This window comes from Streptomyces sp. NBC_00691 (assembly GCF_036226665.1).
Classification (GTDB): Bacteria; Actinomycetota; Actinomycetes; order Streptomycetales; family Streptomycetaceae; genus Streptomyces.
In genome coordinates this window covers 7,077,997-7,101,812 of the sequence record NZ_CP109007.1, presented here as the reverse complement: position 1 = coordinate 7,101,812, position 23,816 = coordinate 7,077,997, and the positions used below count along the sequence as shown (strand labels likewise).

Annotated in this window: 19 protein-coding genes; 10 read left to right on the top strand and 9 right to left on the bottom strand. The window is 71.6% G+C overall.

From position 1 onward, the window contains the following. The first annotated feature begins 91 nt into the window (after window positions 1–91). From OG392_RS31915 to OG392_RS31900, 4 genes are read left to right on the top strand one after another with little or no spacing between them, the layout of a single operon-like run. Window positions 92–1,432, top strand: a complete 1,341-nt coding sequence (locus tag OG392_RS31915) for an ABC transporter substrate-binding protein (RefSeq protein ID WP_329285204.1) — start codon at window positions 92–94, stop codon at window positions 1,430–1,432. Next, on the top strand, window positions 1,429–2,256 hold the full coding sequence (locus OG392_RS31910; protein ID WP_329285203.1) for a rhamnogalacturonan acetylesterase: 828 nt from the start codon (window positions 1,429–1,431) through the stop codon (window positions 2,254–2,256). Before OG392_RS31915 ends, OG392_RS31910 begins: the two co-directional genes overlap by 4 nt. Further along, entirely contained in the window at window positions 2,253–3,548 is a 1,296-nt protein-coding gene (locus tag OG392_RS31905; RefSeq protein ID WP_329285201.1) for a pectate lyase family protein, read from the top strand. Before OG392_RS31910 ends, OG392_RS31905 begins: the two co-directional genes overlap by 4 nt. 29 nt (window positions 3,549–3,577) lie before the next feature. Continuing rightward, window positions 3,578–4,723 (top strand): pectinesterase family protein, encoded by a 1,146-nt coding sequence (locus OG392_RS31900; RefSeq protein WP_329285199.1) that lies wholly within the window; start codon window positions 3,578–3,580, stop codon window positions 4,721–4,723. 90 nt (window positions 4,724–4,813) lie between these two features. Here OG392_RS31900 and OG392_RS31895 read toward each other — a convergent pair whose 3' ends face one another. The 6 genes from OG392_RS31895 to OG392_RS31870 form a co-directional block, all read right to left on the bottom strand. After that, window positions 4,814–6,124, bottom strand: coding sequence for a hypothetical protein (locus tag OG392_RS31895; protein WP_329285197.1), 1,311 nt, complete (start codon window positions 6,122–6,124; stop codon window positions 4,814–4,816). Window positions 6,125–6,288: 164 nt separating this feature from the next. Then, window positions 6,289–6,711 carry a YjbQ family protein gene (locus tag OG392_RS31890; RefSeq protein WP_329285196.1) on the bottom strand — a complete coding sequence of 141 codons (423 nt, stop codon included), beginning with the start codon at window positions 6,709–6,711 and terminating at the stop codon, window positions 6,289–6,291. Between the two features lie 65 nt (window positions 6,712–6,776). Beyond that, window positions 6,777–7,442: a hypothetical protein gene (locus OG392_RS31885; protein WP_329285194.1), complete on the bottom strand. Its 666-nt coding sequence runs from the start codon at window positions 7,440–7,442 to the stop codon at window positions 6,777–6,779. After that, on the bottom strand, window positions 7,442–7,981 hold the full coding sequence (locus OG392_RS31880) for a SigE family RNA polymerase sigma factor (protein ID WP_329285191.1): 540 nt from the start codon (window positions 7,979–7,981) through the stop codon (window positions 7,442–7,444). Before OG392_RS31880 ends, OG392_RS31885 begins: the two co-directional genes overlap by 1 nt. Continuing rightward, the gene (locus OG392_RS31875; RefSeq protein ID WP_329285189.1) at window positions 7,962–9,083 is read right to left on the bottom strand and encodes a LacI family DNA-binding transcriptional regulator; all 1,122 of its coding nucleotides are present in this window, start codon (window positions 9,081–9,083) and stop codon (window positions 7,962–7,964) included. The genes OG392_RS31880 and OG392_RS31875 overlap by 20 nt, the downstream gene beginning before the upstream one ends. Window positions 9,084–9,307: 224 nt before the next feature. After that, window positions 9,308–12,220, bottom strand: coding sequence for a glycoside hydrolase family 48 protein (locus OG392_RS31870; RefSeq protein WP_329285188.1), 2,913 nt, complete (start codon window positions 12,218–12,220; stop codon window positions 9,308–9,310). 274 nt (window positions 12,221–12,494) lie between these two features. Here OG392_RS31870 and OG392_RS31865 point away from each other — a divergent pair, with 274 nt between their 5' ends. Together OG392_RS31865 and OG392_RS31860 are read left to right on the top strand one after the other, a co-directional pair. Beyond that, complete coding sequence (locus OG392_RS31865) at window positions 12,495–14,033, top strand: cellulase family glycosylhydrolase (RefSeq protein ID WP_329285184.1); 1,539 nt, start codon at window positions 12,495–12,497, stop codon at window positions 14,031–14,033. A 17-nt stretch (window positions 14,034–14,050) separates the two neighbouring features. Continuing rightward, entirely contained in the window at window positions 14,051–15,796 is a 1,746-nt protein-coding gene (locus OG392_RS31860) for a glycoside hydrolase family 6 protein (protein WP_329285182.1), read from the top strand. A 234-nt stretch (window positions 15,797–16,030) separates the two neighbouring features. On the opposite strand, the gene OG392_RS31855 is transcribed toward OG392_RS31860, so the two are convergent. After that, the gene (locus tag OG392_RS31855) at window positions 16,031–17,053 is read right to left on the bottom strand and encodes a LacI family DNA-binding transcriptional regulator (protein ID WP_329285180.1); all 1,023 of its coding nucleotides are present in this window, start codon (window positions 17,051–17,053) and stop codon (window positions 16,031–16,033) included. A 369-nt stretch (window positions 17,054–17,422) separates the two neighbouring features. On the opposite strand from OG392_RS31855, the gene OG392_RS31850 reads away from it, so the two are divergent. The 4 genes from OG392_RS31850 to OG392_RS31835 all read left to right on the top strand — a co-directional run bounded on the left by OG392_RS31850 (window position 17,423) and on the right by OG392_RS31835 (window position 22,310). Then, entirely contained in the window at window positions 17,423–18,775 is a 1,353-nt protein-coding gene (locus tag OG392_RS31850) for an ABC transporter substrate-binding protein (protein ID WP_329285178.1), read from the top strand. Between the two features lie 89 nt (window positions 18,776–18,864). Continuing rightward, complete coding sequence (locus OG392_RS31845) at window positions 18,865–19,866, top strand: carbohydrate ABC transporter permease (RefSeq protein WP_329285175.1); 1,002 nt, start codon at window positions 18,865–18,867, stop codon at window positions 19,864–19,866. Window positions 19,867–19,870: 4 nt separating this feature from the next. Continuing rightward, complete coding sequence (locus tag OG392_RS31840; protein WP_329285172.1) at window positions 19,871–20,794, top strand: carbohydrate ABC transporter permease; 924 nt, start codon at window positions 19,871–19,873, stop codon at window positions 20,792–20,794. Between the two features lie 73 nt (window positions 20,795–20,867). Next, complete coding sequence (locus OG392_RS31835) at window positions 20,868–22,310, top strand: GH1 family beta-glucosidase (RefSeq protein WP_329285170.1); 1,443 nt, start codon at window positions 20,868–20,870, stop codon at window positions 22,308–22,310. A 78-nt stretch (window positions 22,311–22,388) separates the two neighbouring features. Here the strand turns inward: OG392_RS31835 and OG392_RS31830 are convergent, their stop codons facing one another. Both OG392_RS31830 and OG392_RS31825 read right to left on the bottom strand, forming a co-directional pair. After that, window positions 22,389–22,859 carry a hypothetical protein gene (locus OG392_RS31830; RefSeq protein WP_231070728.1) on the bottom strand — a complete coding sequence of 157 codons (471 nt, stop codon included), beginning with the start codon at window positions 22,857–22,859 and terminating at the stop codon, window positions 22,389–22,391. A 166-nt stretch (window positions 22,860–23,025) separates the two neighbouring features. Continuing rightward, window positions 23,026–23,766, bottom strand: coding sequence for an IclR family transcriptional regulator (locus OG392_RS31825; protein WP_329285168.1), 741 nt, complete (start codon window positions 23,764–23,766; stop codon window positions 23,026–23,028). Window positions 23,767–23,816 lie beyond the last annotated feature (50 nt).

The following is a 23,816-nucleotide window of genomic DNA, read 5'->3' as shown; positions in this document are numbered from 1 at the left end:
TCACCCGGGGCGCCGCACCGGCGCCCCGCCCCGTACTCCCCCACACCCCTCCCCGCAGTTCCCGCAACATCCCGAGAGAAGAGAGCCGACGATGACCATCTTCCCCGGCGGACGGCGCAGAGCCGCCCTCGCCCTCACCCTCACCGGCGTCCTCGCCCTGACCGCCACCGCCTGCGGTGACGACGGCAGCGGCGGGGCCGGCGGCAAGGGCACCGAGGGATCGGGCAAGGGAAAGATCACCTTCTGGGACAACAACGGCGGTGTCCGCACCGACGTCTGGAAGGAGATCATCGCGGACTTCGAGAAGGCGAACCCCGACATCGACGTCGAGTACGTCGGGATCGCCTCCAAGGAGGTCCAGTCGAAGTACGACACCGCGATCCAGGGCGGCGGACTGCCGGACGTCGGTGGCGTCGGCGCGGCGATGCTCGCCGGGATCGCCGCACAGGGCGCCCTTGAGCCGCTGGACGCCCGGATCGAGGACAGCGCCCTCAAAGGCAGGCTGAACGCCGGCATGCTCGCGAGCGTGAAGTCGGCCGGCGGCCAGGACAAGCTGTTCACCGTCCCCACCTCCGCGAGCAACGGTGTGCTGTACTACCGCACCGATCTGTTCAAGACGGCCGGTCTGCCGGAGCCCACCACCTGGTCGAGGTTCTACGCGGCGGCCGAGAAGCTGACGGCCACCGACAAGAACCGCTTCGGCTACACGATCCGCGGCGGCGCGGGCTCGATCGCCCAGGCCCTGGACGCCATGTACGGCCAGAGCGGCATCACGAGCTTCTGGAACGGCGACAGGACCACCGTCAACGACCCCGAGAACGTGGCCGCGCTGGAGAAGTACGCCGGCCTCTTCAAGAAGACCACCCCGGCCGCCGACGTCAACAACGACTTCACCAAGATGGTCGCGCAGTGGGACAGCGGCCAGATCGGCATGCTGAACCACAACCTCGGCTCCTACCAGGACCATGTGAAGGCCCTCGGTACGGAGAAGTTCCGGGGCATCCCCAACCCGACCCTCGACGACGGCACCCGGGTGCAGGTCTCCAACCCCGTCGACGGCCTCGGGCTCTTCTCCTCCGGCAAGAACAAGGCCGCGGCCTGGAAGTTCATCGAGTTCGCGGCCTCGCACGCCTCCAACAGCAAGTGGAACAGGTCGGCCGGCGCCATCCCCGCCAACACGGAGGCCGCCCAGGACCCCTGGCTGCAGGAGGCGGAGCCCACGAAGCTCGGCGCCGAGGTCCTCTTCAGCGGCAAGGCCACGATCGTGGAGCTGCCGTACTACCTGCCGGACTGGAACACGATCTCCAAGGCCGAGAACGAGCCGGGCTTCCAGAAGGTCCTGCTCGGCACGTCCACCGCGAAGGAGTTCCTCGACCACCTGGCCGAGCAGCTGAACACGGCGCAGGCCGAGTGGAAGCAGCAGAAGTCGTGAGCGTCGGCCGCCGCGCGGTGGTCACGGCCGGGGCGGGCCTCGCGCTCGCCCTGGCCGGGGCTCCCCCGGCCCGTTCCCAAGGACACCCCCGTATGCGCACCCTCTTCATCGCGGGCGACTCCACCGCCGCCCAGAAGTACGCCGACGCCGCGCCCGAGACCGGCTGGGGCATGGCCCTCCCCTTCTTCCTGCACCGGGGCGTGCGCGTCGCCAACCACGCCGTCAACGGGCGCAGCACCAAGAGCTTCCTCGACGAGGGCCGGCTGGAGGCGATCCTCACCGCGCTGTGCCCCGGCGACCTGCTCCTGATCCAGTTCGGTCACAACGACCAGAAGGTCGCCGACCCCACCCGCTACACCGAGCCGTGGACCACCTACCAGGACAACCTGCGGGTCTTCTCCGAGGGCGCACGGTCCCGGGGCGCCCTCCCGGTGTTCGCCACCTCCGTCGAGCGGCGCAAGTTCGACGTGGACGGAACGGCCCTGCGGACGCTCGGCGCCTACCCGGCGGCGATGCGGGAGACCGCCCGTGAGTCGGACGTCCCCCTCCTCGACGTCGAGGCGCTGTCGCTCGCCCTGTGGCAGCGGCTCGGCCCCGAGGCCACCAAGACGTACTTCAACTGGACCGCGACCGAGCAGGACAACACCCACTTCAACCCGCCGGGGGCGATCGAGGTGGCCCGGCTGGTCGCCGTCGAGCTGCTCCGCACCCACGTCCTCGCCCCGCGCGAGACGCGCCGGGTGGACGACGCCCTGCCCGCCGGGCTCATCACCTGGCCCGAGACCGCCCCCGACACCGCCGAGTTCGAGGAGAGCCGATCATGAACCGCCGTACGAGACTGGGCCTGGTGGCCGCGACCGCCCTCACCCTGACGGTGACCGCCCCCGCCGCCGGGGCCCACGCCGCCCCGCGCCCCGGCGCCGACCCCGCGCGCGCCACGCTGCCGGCCGGTGACGGCTGGGCGTCCGAGGGGACCGGCACCACCGGCGGGGCGGCCGCCGCCCCCTCCCGGGTCTTCACCGTCACCACCTGGGAGGAGTTCCGGACCGCGCTCGCCGTGCCCGGCACCGAGCCCCGGATCGTCAAGGTCGTGGGCACGCTGAACGCCACCGCCGCCGGCTGCGCCGCCTTCGAGGCACCCGGCTACGACTTCGCCCGCTATCTCGCCGACTACGACCCCGCGGTCTGGGGGTACGAGAACGCGGTCAGCGGCCCCCAGGAGGACCTGCGGGCGGCGTCCGCGACCGCCCAGGGCCAGGCCATCAAGGTCAAGGTGCCCGCGAACACCACGATCGTCGGAGTCGGCAGGCACGCCGGGATCACCGGCGGCAGCCTCCAGGTCCAGGGCGTCGACAACGTCGTGATCCGCGACCTGACGCTGGAGAGCCCGCTGGACTGCTTCCCGCAGTGGGACCCGACCGACGGCGCGACCGGGGCGTGGAACTCCGAGTACGACAGCCTCGTCGTGTACGGCTCCACCCATGTCTGGATCGACCACAACACCTTCACCGACGGGGTCCACCCGGACAGTTCGCTGCCTTCGTACTACGGCGAGGTCTACCAGCAGCACGACGGCGAGCTGGACGTCGTGCGGGGCGCGGACCTCGTCACGATCTCGTGGAACGTCTTCACCGACCACGACAAGACCCTGATGATCGGCAACAGCGACAGCGCGGGCGCCACCGACCGGGGGAAGCTGCGGGTCACCCTGCACCACAACCTCTTCGAGAACGTGATCGAGCGGGCGCCGCGGGTCAGGTTCGGCCAGGTCGACGTGTACAACAACCACTTCGTCGTGCCGAGTTCGTCCTACGTGTACAGCCTCGGAGTCGGGCAGGAGTCGCAGCTCTTCGCGGAGAGGAACGCGTTCACGCTCGCCGCGGACGTACCCGCCGGCAAGATCCTCAAGAAGTGGAAGGACGCGCCCGTCACCACCGTCGGCAACTACGTGAACGGCAGGCCGGTCGACCTCCTCGCCGCCCACAACACGCAGTTCCCCGAGGAGCTGCTGCGGGCCGACGCGGGCTGGACCCCCGTCCTGCGCACCCGGGTCGACCACCCGAGGGCCGTACCCGCCCTCGTCGGCCACCGCGCGGGTGCCGGCCGCTCCTGCTGAGCCCCCACCCGCTTCCAGGAGGAGCCCGCATGCCCTCGCACGTCGCCACGGCCGGGACCGTCCCGGCACGTCGCTCCCTGCTCCTGGGCGCCGCCGGAACGGCACTCGCCCTCGTGCTGCCGGCGGCCCCCGCCTCGGCCGTCTCCCCCACGCCCGCCCGCCCCTTCGGCCGGTTCGGTTCGCCCGCGCGCCGCTTCACCGAGCGGACCCTGTACGTCCACCCGGGCGGGCTGGGCGACCACGCCACCGTCCAGGCGGCGGTCACCGCCGCGAGCGGCGCCGGCTGGACCCTGGTGCTCGCCGCCGGGACATACCGGGAGACGGTCACCGTGAGTCCCGCCCGTACGGACATGACCTGGATCGGGGCGAGCGGCGACCCCCGGGACGTCGTCGTCGTGTACGCCAACGCCGCCGGTACACCGCGACCCGAGGGCGGCACCCTCGGCACCACCGGGTCGGCGACCACCACCGTCCAGGCGGCCGGATTCACCGCTGTCGGCATCACCTTCGCCAACGACTTCCTCCGCACCGACCTGCCGGGGAACCCCGGCACGCAGGCCGTCGCCCTCAAGGCGCAGGGCGACCGGTCGGCGTTCTTCCACTGCCGCTTCCTCGGCCACCAGGACACCCTGTACGCCGACTCCATGGCCCTGACCGCCTTCGCGCGCCAGTACTACGCGCACTGTCACGTGGAGGGAGACGTCGACTTCGTCTTCGGCCGGGCCACCGCCGTGTTCGAGCACTGCCACTTCCGTACGCTGCTCCGCCCCGATCTGGCCGCGGCCCCGTTCGGCTTCGTCTTCGCCCCGTCCACGGCCCGGGAGAACCCGCACGGGTTCCTCGCCGCCCACTGCCGGGTCACCAGCGAGGCCCCGGACGGCTTCTACAAGCTGGCCCGGCCCTGGGTACCCGGCTCGGACCTCACCGCCCGGCCGTCCCTCGTGGTCAGGGAGAGCACGCTCGGGCCGGGGATCGACACGGCCGCCCCGTACGCGAACATGCGGGACGCCTACCCGTGGCAGGCGCAGCGCTTCGCCGAGTACCGCAACAACGGCCCCGGAGCCCGCGTCACCGTCCCGGAGAACCGCCCCCGACTCGACTCCACCGAGGCGGGGTCCGCGACCCGGCCGGCGTACCTGGGCGACTGGGATCCACGCCCGCCCCGATGGCGCTGACGGAGCGAGAGAAAGAAGCGACCCCCTGAGGGCGGAGGCGCCGACCGAGAGGCCCGACGCCTCCGCATCCCCTCCCGAGCGGACGTGCCCCTAGGCGTGCAGTGCGGGGAACACGACCACCGAGCCGTCCTTGTCGCGGGCGATCTCGATCGCCACGTCGGGCGTGCGGCCGTTCACCGCCACTCCGTCGCCCAGCCTGCGGACGCGGTGTGCCGCGCTCATCAGGCGATCGACCTCACCGGTCGTGAAGACGGGCCGGAGACCGTTCGGGCGCGCCAGCTCCAGTGCCGACAGGCGTACCAGGACGTCGGCGATGCCCGACTGCAGCTCGTCGAGGCGCTGCTGGTCGCGTCGGAGGGCGCGGGTGAAGTGCTCGAACGGGTTGCCGGGCTCGCTCTGGGCGTGCTCGACCGCCTGGAGGACGACGACCCGCCGCATCAGCGCGATGGTCAGGGCGGCGAGTTCGAGGTGGGTGCGGAACGTACCGCCCTGGTCGTCGACGCCGGGGAACGCCTTGGTCAGCGTGCCGAGTTCCACGGCCTCGGTCTCGGGCAGTCCGCCGAGCGCACTCCGCCAACGGCCGAGGCGGCGCTCGGCCTTGCTCAGCGCCGTGTTGATGGCGTGCACCGCCGAGTCGAGTCCCAGCGAGACACCGAGTCTGCCCTGGTCGAGCAGGATGGCGGTGGCCTTGTCGATGGTGCCTCGGCAGGCGTCGAGTTCGCTGAGCTCGTCGTCGAGTTTGTCCTCCTGCAGTTGCTCCAGCAGCTCCGTGATGTGTTCGATTGCCTGTCGGCGCTTGTGGTCGGCGTGCGCGCTGACCCCCACCGCCACGGCCATGAGCACGAGCGGGGCCGCCACGGTGAGCGCGGTGCCGCCGGCGGCCGCGACACCGGCGGTCGCACCGGCCCCGCCGACCGTGCCCGCTGCCGCCGCTCCTCCGACCGGCACGAACGTCGCCTGGCCGGCGATCTTGCCCTTCGCGTCCACGAGCGCGCTGAAGATGCCACCGGCGCCCCCCTTGGGCGCCATCGAGCGAACGCATCCCTGCCCGAACTGGGCGGCGACCTTCGCCGGGATCACCATGCGATACAGGCCCTCGCCGGAAGCGGTCGCCCTGGCCACCGTGAGGGAGCTCCGCGCGGATTGCGTGATGAACTGTGACAGGTGTTGCGCCAGGGGACTCACCGCGTCGAGCGGGATGCCCTGGCCGCGGTCGATCCTGTCGGGCATCGGATGTGCCTCCAGTGTGACGATCGGCTCCTCGGCCAGGACTGCCAGCACCCCGCGCAGTTCGGCCAGACGCTCGGCCGTCATCGACTCGCCCGCGGTCAATCCGGACACGCGGACATCCCCGGTCGCCAGCGTCCACACGGGCACGGTCGCCCTGCGGTCGTCAGTCATCGTTCCCCCCTCGTTCTCCGCCAGGAGAATACGCCTGGAGAGACACCCGAACGGCCCGAAATCGCCATCCGTGGATCACGGCGCCCTGGCCCCGCCCGCCGCACGCCGGACCGCGGGGAACACGACCACCACGCCGTCGGAGGGCCGACCGGCCGAAGGGCCGGCTAGCCGAGGAAGCTCAATCGCACCTGGCGGTCCGGGTTGTCCTTGTTCGTGTCCACCAGGCACACCGACTGCCAGGTGCCGAGGGCCAGTTCGCCGTCGATGACGGGGAGTGTCGCGTGCGGGGCGACGAGGGCCGGCAGGACGTGGTCGCGGCCGTGGCCCCGGCTTCCGTGGCGGTGCTGCCAGCGTTCGTCGGCGGGGAGCAGGTGGTGCAGGGCCGTCAGCAGGTCGTGGTCGCTGCCCGCGCCCGTCTCGATCAGCGCCACGCCCGTCGTCGCGTGGGGCGTGAAGACGTTGAGGAGGCCTCCTCGCCCCGCTGCCACCTCGGCCAGGAAGGCGACGCACTCCCCGGTCAGGTCGTACACCCTCTCCGATCCTCCGGTGGTGACGTCCAGGACGCGTGTGGTGAATCCATGGCTCATCCCCCCATCGTGACGGAACGGACGGCCTTCCCGCGCGCCCCACGCGGACGGCCCGGGAAGGCGCGTCACTCCGGTCCGGTCGTCCCGAAGTCGCCGCGCAGGGTGGAGCGGCCGCCGTCCGCGCCCGTCAGGACGACGGTGTACGTGTCCGACGAGGCGTCCCGTACCCCTTCGGCGTGGTTGTACTGGCCGGCGAAGGCATGCGGACCCGGCGGGACCGTCCGGCCCGGCTTGAGCGTCCACCGGTAGACCAGCTCCCGGCCCTCCTCGGTCACCGTCGCGGTGAAGTCCTCGGCGGGGCGGGTGCGCCAGTGGCCCGTGCTCACGACGCCGGGGGTGCGGACGACCCGCAGCTCGACGGTGAGGCCGCTGACCGGGGTGTCCGTGGTCAGGCGGAGATCGCTCTGGGCCCACCAGCGGTTGCCGCCGGGGTCGATGGTGGCGGTCGCCCGGGCGCTCGGGCCGGGCGCGGGGAGCGTGGTGGCGGGCGCGGCGGGCCGGTCGTTCAGCGTGGTCGCCGCGAGACCGCCGACGCCGAGGACTCCCGCGACGGCGGCCGCGACGGCCCCGACCGCCGTCCAGCGGCGCCCGGTCCGGCGGGCCGCGGGCCGGGGCGGCCGGGCCGCGGGGGCGGCCATGCCGCGCTCCACCCGGGCGAGCATGCGGGCGTGGTCCGGCCGGTGTGCGAGCGCCGCCTCCCGCAGCTCGCGGTGGAGACGTGTCTCGTCCATCAGCGCCTCCCCGACGCGAGTTCGGTGGCGGCCCGGGGGCCGAGCAGCCGCTGGAGCTCGGCCATGCCCTTGGCGGTCTGGCTCTTGACCGTACCGACGGAGACGCCGAGCGCGAGCGCGGTGTCGCGTTCGGAGAGGTCGAAGGCGTGCCGGAGCACGACGCAGGCGCGCTTGCGGAACGGCAGGGCGCGCAGCGCCGTCCGTACGTCGACGACGGCGGGGACGTCGGGGTCCTCGGTGTGGTCGGGGCGCCGGTCCCAGAAGGCGGCGATACGGCGCCGCTCACGGACGGTGCCGCGGATCCGGGTGCGGACGAGGTTGGCGACGACACCGCGGGCGTAGGCGGCGGGGTGGTCGGCGGCTCGGACCCGGTCCCAGCGGTGCCAGAGCGCGAGCATGGCGTCGGCGGCGAGGTCGTCGGCGGCGTCGGTCTCGCCCGTCAGCAGATGCGCGAGGCGGGCGAGTTCGGCGTAGTGGCGCTCGAAGAACGCCCGGAACTCGGACGCGCCGTCCTCGGCCTCAGTGTCCGCCGCGACCACGACGGTCCTCGGTGGGCGCGGAGGGGGAGGCGGGGCCGGACTCGCGGGATCCCGGCAGGGCGGACCCGGTGGCGGGCCGGGACGGGGCGGGGCCGCTGCTCGCGCGCGTGGTCAGCAGCGGCGGAATGAGTTCCGTACCCCGGGGTGCCTCCCCGGCGAGGCGTCCGACGAGCCGTTCGACGGCGAGGCGTCCCATCTCCTGGGCGGGCACGGAGACGGCGGTGAGCGGTACGGAGGCGTGGACGGCGACCTGGTCGGGGCAGATGGCGACCACGGAGACGTCCTCGGGCACGGCGCGTCCCTGGTGGCGCAGGAGCGCGAGCAGCGGTTCGACGGCGGCCTCGTTCTGGACGACGAGGGCCGTGGTGCCGGGGCGCTCCTCGAAGACGCGGGTGACGGCGGCGGCGACGGCCGCGTAGGTGCCGTCGACGGGCCGGTGGAGCAGCCCGATGCCATGGGTGCCGGCGGCGGCGCGCAGTCCGGTGAGGGTGCGGGCGGCGAAGCCCGTCGCCCGCTCGTAGACGGCGGGCGGCTCGCCGAGGACGGCGATCCCGGTGTGGCCGAGTCCGGCGAGGTGCTCGACGCAGCGGGCTCCGGCGGCCTCGAAGTCGAGGTCCACACAGTCGAGTCCGGCGATGTCGGCGGATTCGGCGGATTCGGTGGGGAGGCCGATGAGGACGGCGGGCCGCTCGGCCTCCTGGAGGCAGGGGAGCCGCGGGTCGTCGAGTCCCACGTCCATGACGATCATGGCGTCGGCGATGGCGCTGCCCTCGACGCGGCGGACGGCCTCGGGGCCCTCCTCGCCGGTGAGGAGCAGGACGTCGTATCCGTGGGAGCGGGCCGTGGTGGTGACGGCCATCGCGATCTCCATCATGACCGGCACGTAGAGGCCGGTACGGAGCGGCATCATCAGGGCGAGGATGTCGGTTCGGCTGCTGGCGAGGGCGCGGGCGCCCGCGTGCGGCCGGTAGCCGAGGGCGTCGATGCTGTGCTGGATCCGCTCGCGGGTGGGGGTGGATATGGAGCGTTTGCCGCTGAGCACGTAGCTGACGGTGCTGGCCGACACCCCGGCGTGGCGGGCGACATCGGCGAGGGTGACCACGTGCGCGCTCCTCGGCTGTTCCCAGAGTTCCGGGCGCACGGCGCCCGTCGGTGATTCGGACCCCGACCCTAGGCGGCCGCTCGTCGAGCTGTCCAGGCGGGCCGCGAAAGGCCCAGGGGTCGGGCGGCCTCCGGGGGCCGGGGGCGGCGTGGAGGACCGGGCGGCCCCTTCTCGGGGGCCGCCCGGTCTCGTCGTACGCGGAGCCGCTCCGTGCGGGGCGGCTGCTATTCGAGCAGCTCCGCGTACGAGCCCATGGCCAGGGCGATGTCCGCCTGGGCCCAGAACCGGTGGTAGGTGAAGACGGGCGCGGCGCCGCCCGCCAGATAGGCCTCGATCTTGGGCCAGGCCGGGTCGTCCTGGTAGAAGGTGCGGATCGAGGCGAAGGTGGAGGAGTTGTTCACCGTGTCGCCGTTCGGCATGGTGCCGGTCCAGCCGTTCGGCACGTGCACGGGGTCGTCGAAGCGGTTGTAGTCGGCGCGGGTCTCCGGGACGGCGATGCCCAACGGGTCCTGGTGGTGGGTCCACATGCCGTCGAGGAGGGCCTTGGCGACGCGCTTGGCCTCGGCGTGGCCGGACTTGGCCGCGTAGTAGGTGAGGGTCTTGGCGTAGGCGGCGGCCACCCCGACGTCGTCGGTGTAGTCGGCGACGGTGACGTGCAGGCCGGCGTTGGCACCGGGGCTCGTCGCGTTCCAGGTGTCGGGCGCGCCGGACCACTGGAGGGTGGAGGGGATGCGGTAGGTGCCGTCCGGGTTGATCGTGGTCCTGGACAGCGCCCAGGAGACCCACTTGTCGAGGACGGTCTTCGCCGCCGCGTCCCCGGTCTGCTGGTAGTACTCGGCGACCCGTTCCATGGACCAGGCCTGGAATCCGAACCACTGGTTGGACGCCGGGTCGTGGTAGACGGGCTTCTCGTCGTAGAAGAGGCCGTGGAAGGTGGGGGTGCCGGCCGGCGGGGTGGCGTAGCGGCCCTGCCAGCTGTTGGTGGCGCCGCCCGCGATGGCGCCCTCGTCGGACTGGAGCCAGCGGTAGAACTCCAGCTGCCGGTCGAGGCTGGTCGCCCAGTCGGCCGCGCCCGTCGTCGACTTGGGCTTGAGCGGGGCGTACTCGCTGAGCGCGTAGGCGGCGAGCGGGTTCTGGTAGCCGCCGTGGGCGTGGCTGGAGCCGATGCGCCAGGACCAGCCGGCGGAGGTGTCGGTGGCGCCGCCCCAGGCGTAGTACCAGGACATCAGGTAGTGCGCGCTGTCCTTGCCGGTGCCGGCGGGGCAGGTGGTGGGGCCGACGCAGTTCCCGGCCTTCTTGAAGTACTTGTCGAACATGGAGTACCGCAGGTAGTCGCCCATCTTGGCGGCCTTGCCGACGGTCGCGGAGACCTGACCGCCCTTGCCCTGTTCCTTGGCCCAGAGGTCGGCCCAGTAGGCGGCCTGGACGGCGCGGGCGTCGGCGTCGGGGGCGTTGGTGTACTTCCACTGCTTGGCGTAGGAGGCGTCCCCGGTGAACAGGTCGAGGTAGCCGTTGCGCCCGCCGTAGCCGAAGTTGTCGCAGGTGGGGTGGGTGACGGTCTCCCAGACGGACTCCTGGGGGCCGCGCTGGAAGGTGTTGATGTACGAGGGGCCGGTGGCCGTCGGTCCCGCGGAGCACTTCCCGGGCTCGTTGCCGAAGCCGTAGACGTTGTCGACGTCCTGCAGCCAGTGCATGCCGTAGACGTCGTCGGTGCCGTACGCGCTCTTGAGCTCGCCGGCGATCGGGTCCGCGCCGGAGGTGACGCCGGAGTCGAGCCGCGCCGGGTACTGGGACGGCAGGTCCCACTCGGGCGCGTAGGTGGCCGGCTTGGAGGCGTTGTAGGAGGAGGAGGTGGGCTGGTCGGCATGGGTGGGAATCATGAATTTCTCCATGGTCTCCCAGGCGCCGTTGAACTTGGTCCAGTCACCGGTGATCTTGCCGTACATGGCCTGGAGCCAGATGAGGTAGCTGTACGCCTCGGAGGTCGTCTCGTGCCCGTGGTCGGGGGCCTCGACGATCAGCGTCTCGACGGAGTGGTACGGGATGCCCTCGGGCGAGAAGTAGCCGTTGGCCGGGTTGGTGATCTTCCCGTGGAGGTCGAGGAAGCGGGCGTCGTACGTGGAGTTCGCGGCCAGCTGGGCGACGGTGACCTCGGCCTTGGCGTGGCCGGGTGCGGTCGCGGTGAAGACGGCGGAGCCGGTGCCGGTGGCCGCGGCGGCGACGGTCACCTTCTGGGCGGTGTTCCAGTTCGCCGGGGTGAAGGTGAGCGAGCCCGGGGTCGCGGTGAGGTTGGTGTTGCCGGAGGTACGGGCGACGCTCACCGTGACGTTGGCGGTGGGGGCGGTGGAGAGCTTGAGGTCGAAGGTGCCGGTGGCGCCCTGGCGTACCCCGAGCTGGCTCGGGGCGGCGACCAGCGCGGGGCCCGCGGCGACGGTGATGCCTACGGGCGCGGACTCGGCGGAGGCGCCCAGGCTGTCGTAGGCCTTGGCGTAGAGGGAGTGGGCGCCGGTGGCGAGCCCGGCCGCGCTGAAGGTGAAGGGAGCGGTGGTGTCGGTGCCGAGGAGCGCGGTGTCGCTGTAGAACTCCACCTTGCTCACCGTGGCGCTGTCGGCCGCCGCGGCGGTGGCGGCGAGCGGCACCGCGTCGCCCGAGGTGAAGACGGCGCCCGGTGCGGGGCTGGTGAGGACGGCGACGGGCGGCTGGTGGGCGCCCGTGCAGGGGGTGCCGTTGACCGCGAAGGAGGTGGGGGCGGCGTTGGCGCCGCTGTAGGTGAACTGGGCGCCGGTGGTGGTGGCGGCCCCGGCGGCGAGGCTGCCGTTCCAGGAGGCGTTGGTCACCGTGACGTTCTTGCCGGACTGGGACCAGACGCCGCTCCAGCCGTTGGTGAGCTTCTGGTCACCGGCGTAGGCGTAGGTGAGGGTCCAGCCGTTGAGCGCGGTGGTGGCGCGGTTCGTGAGGGTGAGTTCGGCGGTGAAGCCCGAACCCCAGTCGTTCGTCTTGTAATCGACGCTGCACTGCACGTCGGCGGCCTGGGCCGTGGTGGCGCCCACGGCCGTGAGACCGAGGGGGAGGGAGAGCGCTGCGGCCAGCGCGGTCAGCTGCCGGCGTGGTCGCGTTCGTGGTCGGAGGCGTGGCATGCGGGTGGTTCTCCTCGCGGCTCGGGAGGTCGGGGGGAGCGAAGAGCGAAACGTGCGTGGAGACAAGCTCTGAACCAGTGGGAGCGCTCCCACTGTGCAGTTGGGACGCATCGGCGTCAAGGTGCGTGAAGAGTCGAAGGCAATTGGCGGGGGAATTTACCCAACACCTCTTTTCCTTGGCGGCAGTTGCCGCTACGGTCTGCCCGACCAGTGGGAGCGAATCCGTCCGGTCGGCACACCGTCAGGGGTGTGCCCTCGCTGTGAGGACTCGCTCATGCGACATCCCCCACGTCTGTCCGCGCTGCTCTCCGGAGCGGCGCTCACGATGGCGAGCACCGCGTTCGCCCTCATGGGTACGGCCTCAGGAGCCGCGGCCGCACCCGCCTGCACCGTGGAGTACTCGATCGTCGGCCAATGGGCCGGCGGCTACCAGGGTGCCGTCACCGTCACCAACAACAGTGCCACGCTGAACGGCTGGAGCCTCGGCTTCGTCTTCCCGGCCGGCCAGATCGTCAGCCAGGGCTGGGGCGGCAAGTGGTCCCAGTCCGGGACCGGTGTCACCGTCGTGAACGAGAGCTGGAACGCCGCGCTCGGCACGGGCGCGAAGGTCACGGGCGGCTTCATCGCCTCATGGTCGGGCGCCAACACCGCACCCACCGCGTTCACGCTCAACGGCACGCCGTGCGACTCGGGCACGACCCCGACGCCGACTCCCACGCCCACCGATCCGACGACACCGCCCACCACACCACCCACCACCCCGCCCACCACTCCCCCGACGACCCCGACCCCGGTCACCGGTGCGCCCGAACTCACCGTGTCCGGGAACAGGTTCACCGACCAGAACGGCGCGACCCGACGCCTGCTCGGCGTCAACCGCTCCGGCGGCGAGTTCATGTGCGTCCAGGGCTACGGCATCTGGGACGGTCCCGTCGACGACGCCTCGGTCAAGGCCATCGCCGACTGGAAGGCCAACACGGTCCGCATTCCGCTCAACGAGGAGTGCTGGCTCGGCCTGGACAACATCAAGCCCGAGTACCGGGGCGCGAACTACGTCGACGCCGTGAAGGACCTGGTCACCAAGGTCATCGCACACGGCATGACCCCGGTGGTCGAACTCCACTGGACGTACGGCCAGTACACGGGCAACTCCGCGGGCTGCGCCGATGTCCACGCCACCTGCCAGAAGCCGATGCCCGACGCCCGGTACACACCGGCGTTCTGGACCTCGGTGGCGAACACCTTCAAGAACGACAAGCGGGTCGTCTTCGACCTGTTCAACGAGCCCTACCCGGACCGGGCGACCTCCACCGCGACCCAGGCCTGGTCCTGCTGGCGCGACGGTGGCACCTGCCCCGGCATCGGCTACGAGGTCGCCGGCATGCAGGACCTGCTGGACGCGGTGCGGGCCACGGGGTCGAAGAATCTCGTCCTCGTCCCGGGTCTCGCCTACTCCAACGACCTGAGCCAGTGGCTCACGTACCGCCCCACCGACCCGGCGGGCAATCTGGCCGCCGCCTGGCACGTCTACAACTTCAACACCTGCGCCGACGAGACGTGCTGGAACAACACCCTCGCCCCGGTAGCCGCCGAGGTCCCTCTCCTCGCGGGCGAGATCGGTGAGAACACCTGCGGACACGCGTTCATCGACCGCGTCATGAAGTGGTTCGACGACCGCGGCCTCTCGTACCTGGGCTGGACCTGGAACACCTGGAACTGCAACTCCGGTCCCGCGCTGATCAGTTCGTACGACGGAACCCCCACCTCATTCGGCATCGGACTGCGCGATCACCTGCGCCGTCTCACCCCCTGAAAGGAATCCCCACCCGCATGAGCCGCACCAGCCGCACCGCCCTCCTGGCCGCCCTCGGCCTCATCACGGCCACCGGCGCCACCGCCACCGTCCTCGGCACCGCCACCGCCGGCGCCGCCACCCCCGGCTGCAAGGTCGACTACCAGATCACCAACCAGTGGAACACCGGCTTCGGCACCAACGTGACCGTCACCAACACCGGTGACCCGGTGGCCGCCTGGACCCTCGAGTGGACCTACGCCGGCAACCAGCAGATCACCCAGGGCTGGAACGCCACCCTCACCCAGTCCGGCGCCGCCGTCACCGCGAAGAGCCTCTCCTACAACGGGACCCTGACCACCGGCGGATCGACCTCCTTCGGATTCAACGGCTCGTACAGCGGCACCAACGCCGTGCCCGCGACCTTCAAGCTCAACGGGGTCGTCTGCAACGGGGCCACCGAGCCGACGACACCCCCGACCACCCCGCCCACCACTCCGCCCACGACACCCCCGACCACCCCGCCGGCCGGCTCCAAGGCCGACAACCCCTACGCCGGCGCCAAGGTGTACGTGAACCCCGAATGGTCCGCGAAGGCGGCGGCCGAGCCGGGCGGCACCAAGATCTCCAACCAGCCCACCGGTGTCTGGCTGGACCGGATCGCCGCCATCAACGGCTCCTCCACCTCCATGGGCCTGCGCGCCCACCTCGACGAGGCCCTGCGGCAGAAGGGCTCCGGCGAGCTGGTCGTCCAGCTGGTCGTCTACAACCTGCCGGGCCGCGACTGTGCCGCGCTCGCGTCCAACGGCGAGCTCGGCCCGACCGAGATCGGCCGCTACAAGACCGAGTACATCGACCCGATCGCCGCGATCCTCGCCGACTCCAAGTACGCGGGTCTGCGGATCGTCACCACGGTCGAGATCGACTCGCTGCCGAACCTGGTCACCAACGTCTCGGGGCGCCCGACCGCGACGCCCAACTGCGACGTCATGAAGGCCAACGGCAACTACATCACCGGTGTCGGCTACGCGCTCAAGAAGCTCGGCGCGATCGGCAACGTCTACAACTACGTGGACGCCGGCCACCACGGCTGGCTGGGCTGGGACGACAACTTCGGCGCCTCCGCCGAGCTGTTCAAGCAGGCCGCCACGGCCGAGGGCTCCACGGTCGCCAACGTCCACGGCTTCATCGTGAACACCGCCAACTACAGCGCCCTGAAGGAGGACCACTTCACCATCAACGACAGCGTGAACGGCGTGTCCGTGCGCCAGTCGAAGTGGGTCGACTGGAACCGGTACACCGACGAGCTGTCGTACGCCCAGGCGATGCGCACCAAGCTGGTCTCGCTCGGCTTCGACAGCAACCTCGGCATGCTGATCGACACCTCCCGCAACGGCTGGGGCGGCTCCGCCAGGCCCACCGCCGCGGGCCCGACGACCACGGTCGACACCTACGTCAACGGCGGCAAGTACGACCGTCGCATCCACCTGGGCAACTGGTGCAACCAGTCCGGTGCCGGTCTCGGCGAGCGGCCCCAGGCGGCGCCCGCCGCGGGCATCGACGCGTACGTCTGGGTCAAGCCCCCGGGCGAGTCCGACGGCGCCAGCAAGGAGATCCCGAACAACGAGGGCAAGGGCTTCGACCGGATGTGCGACCCGACGTACACGGGCAACGCCCGTAACGGGAACAGCATGTCGGGCGCGCTGCCGGACGCCCCGATCTCGGGCCAGTGGTTCTCGGCCCAGTTCCAGGAACTCCTGAAGAACGCCCACCCGGCGCTGTAACACCCCGCACAGGCCCCGCGGCCGGGCCGGACCTCCGGGTCCCGCCCGGCCGCGGAAGCCTGCCCGGACGACGCCCGCCCGCAGTCCGGCCGACGCCCGCCCGCAGTCCGCCCGCAGTCCGCCCGCAGTCCGGCCGACGCCCGGCCCGCGGACGCCCGGCCCAGGCCCGCTCACGCCCCGCACGTCCAGCCCCGGCGACCACGGAGTCCCCACCCCGGCCGTCTCCGGACGGGCTCAGCACGACTCCCGCACGATCAGTTCCGTCGGCAGCACCCGGCGGCGGGGCTCCTCCGGGGCCTCGACGATCTCCTCCAACAGCATCCGGGCCATCGTGCGGCCCATCTCCTCGATGGGCTGCCGCACGCTCGTCAGCGGCGGATCCATCAGTCGTGCCACCGGTGAGTCGTCGACGCCGACGAGGGCCACGTCCTCGGGGACCCTGCGGCCCGCCTCCCGCAGCGCGCCGCGCGCCCCGGCCGCCATGACGTCGGAGGCGGCGAAGACGGCGTCCAGGTCCGGGCTGCGGTCGAGCAGCAGCCGCATCGCGCGCCGGCCGCCCTCCTCGGTGAAGTCGCCGGCCGAGACCAGCTCCTCGTCGGGGGCGAGTCCGGCCTCCGCGAGTCCCGCCCGGTAGCCGCCGAGCCGGGCGCGGGCCACGTACATGTCGAGCGGCCCGGTGACGGTCGCGATCCTGCTCCGCCCGCTTCCCACGAGGTGGGCGACGGCCGCCCGGCCGGCCCCGATGTTGTCGGAGTCGACGTACGGCACGGGCTCGGCCTCGGAGCGGCGTCCGTTCATGACGACCGGGAGGCCCAGTTCCCTGATCCGGTCGGGCAGCGGGTCGTCGCCGTGGACGGAGGCGAGCAGGACGCCGTCGACGCGCTGGGCGGCCAGGTACTGCTCGAAGCGCTGCCGCTCCTGCTCGCTGCGGACCAGGGTCAGCAGCAGCTGTTTGTCGGCCTCGGCGAGTTCGGCGCTCACCCCGCGGATCAGGTCGAGGAAGTACGGCTCCGCGAAGAGCCGGGCCTCGGCCTCGGGGATGACGAGCGCGATCGCGTCGGTACGGCTGCCGGCGAGCGCGCGGGCGGCCTGGTTGGGTACGTAGCCGAGTTCGGCGACGGCTCTGGCGACGGCCGTTCTGGTCTGTTCGCTCACCCGGGGGGAGCCGTTGATCACCCGGGAGACCGTGCCCCGGCCGACCCCGGCCCTGGCCGCGACCTGCTCCAGGGTGGGTCTGCCGCTCTGCCGTCCGCTCACAACTCCCGAACTCCCCTCGTAGGACAACGTGCTGCTCACCACCGGTCCGCCGGAGACCGAAGCGGAGATGGGAGCGCTCCCACACTAGTCCACGACCCCACCCCGACACCATGAGCCGCGTTCAGGAGATGACGCGACCCTCCCCGCCCAGGCCCGCGAAACCCCCGGAAAACCTTCCGGTAACGAATCCGCGTTCATGTCTTGACACCCGCACCCGCCAGGCAGCAACCTTCCGGCAACGACGTGGGAGCGCTCCCATCCGGGATGCGCACAGCCTTGCATCAGGTCCTGGCAGGCGCCGCCGAGCCGCGATCAGCCGGCCGGACCTCTTGGCGCACAACGAGCACCACCTTGGACGAGGAGAGTGGAATGCGCACTTCCAGCAGCAGACGCGGACGCCGTGCGGCGATCGCGGCGGTCGCCGTCGTCGTGACCGGCACGACCCTGCTCACCGGTTGCGGCAGCGACGACGACAACGGCGGCAAGGGCGGCGGGGGCGGCCAGAGCAACGAGAAGATCACGCTGCGGATCGGGACCTTCGGTTCCTTCGGGTACGACGACAAGACCGGCGCGAAGCTCTACGCCGAGTACGAGCGGCTTCACCCGAACATCAAGATCGAGGAATCGAACGTCTCCGACGGCCAGAAGTACTGGGACACCCTGAAGCTGCGCCTCGGCCAGAACAGCGGCGTCGCCGACATCCAGGCCGTCGAGGTCGGCTACATCGCCGAGGCGACCGGCACGGCGATGGCGAACAAGTGGGTCGACCTGAGCAAGGAGGGCGGCGCGAAGATGGACGCCTTCCTCGACTGGAAGGTCAAGCAGGCGACCACCGGCGACGGCAAGGTCATCGCCCTCGGCACCGACATCGGCCCCATGGCGATCTGCTACAACAAGGACCTCTTCGCCAAGGCCAAGCTGCCCACCGACCGCGACGCCGTCGGCAAGCTGTGGCACGGCGACTGGGCCAAGTTCATCGAGACCGGCGAGAAGTACAAGGCGGCCGCCCCCGCCGGCACCGCCTTCCACGACTCGGCGAGCGGTCTCTTCAACGCCGTCGTCTCCAGCGACCCGGTGCAGTACGCCAACACCAGCGGCGAGCTCGACTGGGAGAACAGCCCCGGCGTGAAGAGCGCCTGGGAGACCGCGGTGAAGGCCGCCCAGGGCGGACTGACTGCCAAGCTGCGCCAGTTCGACGAGAAGGGCAGCTGGAACGCCGCCTTCAAGAACTCGAAGTTCGCCACCGTCGCCTGCCCCAGCTGGATGACCGGCATCATCAAGGACCAGGCGGGTCCGGCCAACCAGGGCAAGTGGGACATCGCCGCACCGCCGGTCGCCGGCAACTGGGGCGGTTCCTTCCTCGCCGTGCCCAAGGCGGGCAAGCACACCAAGGAGGCCGCCGAGCTGGCCGCCTGGCTGACCGCCCCGGCGCAGCACGCCAAGGTCTTCGCGGTCAACGGCAACATCCCCTCGTCCAAGGACACGCTCACCTCCTCGGCGGTCCAGGAGGCGAAGCTGCCGTACTTCGGCGACACCCCCGTCGGCAAGATCTTCTCCAGCGCGGCGTCCGGGATCACCCCCGCCGCGATCAGCCGCTACGACGGCCAGGTCAAGACCTTCCTCACCGACAACGGCATCCTCGACATCGAGCAGCGCGGCACCGACCCGGCCAAGGCCTGGGAGAACGTCAAGAAGCTGGTCGACGACAAGATCGACCAGTAGCGGGGACACCAGCCGGTCCGCCGCCGCCTGCGGGCGGCGGGCCGGCACCGTCCGCACCACCGCACGCATCGACCTGGAAGGACGCCCCCGTGGCCACCTCCGTTCGGGCGAGGCCGGACGGCTCCCCGCCGCCCGCCGCACCGCCCTCCTCCCCCGGCCCGCGCGGCCACCGCTCCCCCGGCGGCCTGCGCAGCACGCTCTACCGCTGGGACATCAAGGCGATCCCGTACGTCTTCGTCGCCCCCTTCTTCCTCACCTTCGCCGCCTTCGGCCTCTTCCCGCTGATCTACACCGGATGGCTCTCGCTCCACCGGGTCGAACTCGGCGGGGACCCGACGTGGAAGGGTCTGGAGAACTACACCGATCTCGCGACCAGCGAGTTCTTCTGGAACGCGCTCTTCAACACCTTCACCATCGGGGTGATCGCGACCGTTCCCCAGCTGCTCATGGCGCTGGGTCTGGCGCACCTGCTCAACTACAAGCTCCGCGGCCGGGGCTTCTTCCGGGTCGCGATCCTCGCCCCGTACGCCACCTCCATCGCGGCGGCGACCCTGGTCTTCGCCCAGCTGTTCAACACCGACTACGGGATGATCAACGGTGTCCTGGGCTGGGTCGGCATCGACCCGGTGAACTGGGAGTCGTCGAAGTGGCCGGCGCAGATCGCCATCTCGGTGATCGTCACCTGGCGCTGGACCGGCTACAACGCCCTGATCTACCTGGCCGCCATGCAGGCCGTGCCACAGGACCTGTACGAGGCGGCCTCGCTCGACGGGGCCTCGCGCTGGCGCCAGTTCATCAGCGTCACCATCCCCTCGATCCGGCCGACCATCCTCTTCACCATCGTCGTCTCCACCATCGGTGCCACCCAGCTGTTCGGCGAGCCGATGCTCTTCGGCGGCAGCGTCGGGATCAGCGGCGGCAGCGGCAACCAGTTCCAGACGCTGAGCCTGCTGATGTACGAGAAGGGCTGGGTGACCGGCGCACTGGGCCAGGCCTCGGCCATCGCGTGGGTCATGCTGCTGCTCCTGCTGCTCGTCGGCGGGATCCAGGCGCTCGTCTCCCGCCACAACCGCAAGAAGCTGGGGGGCTGACCTCATGGCGCAGACACTCGACAGGAGTCCGGCCGGGTCCGGGATCCCGGCCGCCGCCCCGGCGGCGGCCCGCCCCGGCCGCCGCTTCCGGCAGACCGCCGGCCGCCAGCACCACGCGGGACCGCTCACCTACGTGCTGCTGATCGGGGCCGCGTTCGTCTCGCTCTTCCCGCTGTACTGGAACGTGGTCGCCGCCTCGCACAGCGGCGAGCGGGTCGTGGAGGCGCCGGCGCCGCTGCTGCCCGGCAACCGCCTCCTGGACAACCTCAGCTTCGCCTGGAACCAGGTCGACATGGGCGAGGCGCTGATCAACACCACGGTCGTGGCGAGCCTGGTGGCCGTGTCCACCGTGCTGTTCTCCACGCTCGCCGGTTTCGCCTTCGCCAAGCTGCCGTTCCGGGGCCGGGGCATGATGCTGTCCCTGGTGGTCGCCACCATGACGATCCCTCCGCAGCTCAGCGTCATCCCGCTGTACCAGATCATCACCGACCTCGGCTGGTTCGACCAGCTCCAGTCGGTCGTCCTGCCCTCGCTGGTCGCCGCGTTCGGTGTGTTCTTCATGCGCCAGTTCCTGGTGGAGGCGCTGCCGATGGAGCTGGTGGAGGCGGCCCGGATGGACGGCGCGCACAGCCTCCGGATCATCTGGCACGTGGTGTTCCCGGTGGCGAGGCCCGCCATGGCCGTGCTCGGCATGCTGGTCTTCGTGCAGGCCTGGAACGACTTCTTCTGGCCCTTCATCGCCCTCACCCCGGACGGCAACCCCACCCTCCAGGTGGCGCTCGCCGGGCTCGGCGCGGGCAACCACACGGTGGATCACGCCGTGGTGCTGACCGGCGCCCTGATCTCCACCGTGCCGCTCCTCCTGGTCTTCGCCTTCCTGGGCAAGCACATCGTGGGCGGCATCACGGCCGGCGCCGTCAAGAGCTGACCGGACGCCGCGTCCCTTCCTACCGAACGTCTCGAACGTACCGACCCCGTACCCGCGTTGGGAGCCCTCTCCTATGACCGCGTCCGAAACCCGGCCGCTCACCGCCACCCGCTCGTTCCCGTCCGGCTTCCTCTGGGGCGCGGCCACCGCCGCGTACCAGATCGAGGGAGCGGCGGCCGAGGACGGGCGTACTCCGTCCATCTGGGACACCTACTCGCACACCCCCGGCAAGGTCTTCGAGGGGCACACCGGTGACGTGGCCGTGGACCACTACCACCGGTTCCGCGAGGATGTCGCGATCATGTCCGAACTCGGGCTGAACGCCTACCGGTTCTCCGTCTCCTGGTCCCGGGTGCAGCCCACCGGACGCGGCCCGGCCGTCCAGAAGGGCCTGGACTTCTACCGGGCGCTCGTCGACGAGCTGCTCGCCGCCGGGATCGAGCCGGCGCTCACGCTCTACCACTGGGACCTGCCGCAGGAGCTGGAGGACGCGGGCGGCTGGCCCGAGCGGTCCACCGCCGAGCGGTTCGCCGAGTACGCGGGGATCGTCGCCGACGCCCTGGGCGACCGGGTGCCCCGCTGGACCACGCTCAACGAGCCGTGGTGCAGCGCCTTCCTCGGCTACGGCTCCGGGGTGCACGCCCCGGGCCGCACGGACCCGGTGGCCTCGCTGCGCGCCGCTCACCATCTGAACCTCGGGCACGGTCTGGCGGTGCAGGCCCTCCGGTCCTCGCTGCCCGCCGACCGGCAGATCTCGGTCTCGCTCAACCTCCACGAGGTGCGGCCGCTGACCGGTTCGGCCGAGGACCTGGACGCGGCCCGCCGGATCGACGCCGTCGGCAACCGGGTCTGGCTGGGGCCGATGCTGGAGGGCGCCTACCCCGAGGACCTGATCCGCGACACGGCGCAGGTCACGGACTGGTCCTTCGTCAAGGACGGTGACACGGCGACCGCGCGGCAGCCGCTGGATCTGCTGGCGATCAACTACTACACGCCGACGCTGGTCTCCCAGGTGCCGGAGGGGGCCGAGAAGCCGCAGGACGACGGTCACGGAAACAGCGAGCACTCGCCGTGGCCGGGCGCGGACTCGGTCGCCTTCCACCGGGCGCCGGGCGAGCCGACGGCGATGGGCTGGGCGGTCGACCCGAGCGCGCTGTACGACCTGCTGACCCGGGTGTCCGCCGCGTACCCCGAACTCCCCATGGTCATCAGCGAGAACGGTGCGGCCTACGAGGACGTGGTGTCCCCGGACGGTTCGGTGCACGACCCGGAGCGGACGGCGTACGTGCACGCGCACCTGGAGGCGGTGCACCGGGCGATGGAGGACGGGGCGGACGTCCGCGGCTACTTCCTCTGGTCGCTGCTCGACAACTTCGAGTGGGGCTACGGCTACGCGAAGCGCTTTGGAGCGGTCCGGGTGGACTACGACACCCTGGAGCGGACCCCGAAGTCCAGCGCCCGCTGGTACGCGCGGGTGGCACGGTCGGGTGAGCTGGTGGCTCCCGACGGCGCCTGATCGAGGCGCAAGCGAGGAAGGCCGTGCCGGTGATCCGGCACGGCCTTCCCGCGTGAGCCTCGCGGCGGTGGGCGACGGTCAGATGTCGATCACGCGGTAGCCGATGACGTAGACGCCGCCGGAGCCCTCCACCGAGCGCCACTGGGTCTCGGCACCGGCCTCGCTGCCGGTGACGAGCGTGGCGCCGAGCTTGTCGTCGCCGCTGGTCGAGTCGTCGTCCCAGAGGGTCAGGGTGCGGGCCTGCTGCTTGCCGAGGATGAGGGCCGCGTTGCCGTTGCCGTCGGCCATCGAGCGGACGTAACCGGTGCCCATGGTCTGGTACTTGACGCCGTTGCCGGGCCAGACCTTGACGGCGTTGCCGTTGGCGTCGGTGATCTTGAGGTACGCCTCGTCGTGGTCGCCCTCGCTGTTCTTCTGACAGTGCAGCTCGACCAGCTCGATCCGCACGTAGTCGATCGGCTCGGCCTGGGCGGTGCCGGCGAAGGCGGCGACGCTGCCGAGGCCGAGCAGGGCGGTGGCGGCCGTTCGGGCGATTCGGTTCTTGCGCATGTGGTCCCCCCACACATCGGGTCACTCACGTGACGGTGCTGCCGGCCCGCCCCGGTTCGGCGGGGCCGGTGTGCCGTTCCCCTCGGCACGACACCTACTGTGCCCGCCGGGCCCGCCCGGTTCTACGCGCGTTCCGCTGGACGGAACAGCGCCTCCCGAAACGCTGTCAGGGCGCGAGCGCGGCCGTCGGCAGGGCCGTTCTCCGCGGTCCGCCCCGGGCGAGCGCCCGGCTGATGGCGGCCCCCGCCTCGGCGACACCCCGGGCCAACGCGTCGATCGGCCGGCCGGCCGGTACCAGGCCGGCGAGCGCCGCGACCGTGCGGCCGTCCGGGGCGCGGACCGGCAGGGCTGCGCAGCACACCCCCTCCACCACGTCCTCCCGATCGAGGACGGCACCGCCGCGGAACGGTCCCCGCAGGGCCTTCCCGGCCGCGGTGTCGAGGTGGAAGGCGACGCCGTCCCGTACGGGGAGGAGGGGTTCGAGGTCGCCCGGGACCGAGCCGACGGTGATCGCCATGTCCTCGCGCAGCACGGTGAGGACCACGCTCGCGCCGGTGGCGGCCCTGAGCCGCTGGAGCGGCAGCCGGGCGGCGGGCCGCAGTCCCGGGTGCGGCTCCCAGGCCTGGCCGATGCGGTACAGCTGCGGGCCGACCCGGTAGCGGTTGCCCTTCCGTTCGACGGCGCCGAGTGTGACCAGCTGATCGAGCAGACGGTGGACGCTGCCCTTGGGAACCCCGCAGACGAGCGCCAGTTCGGTGACCCCTGCCTCGTCACCGCTCCGGCGCAGGGCGTCGAGCAGGGCGAACGCCCCTTCGAGCACGCTCCGGCCGCGTACGGGGCCGGGCGTGCCGCCCCGCTCCCGCCGGAGCCCGGCTCTGTGCGGTTCGCGTACCTCATCGGTGTCCATGAGTTGAGTCCCCCGACTCCGCGGGCCCGGCCGAGGTCCCCCGATGGCAC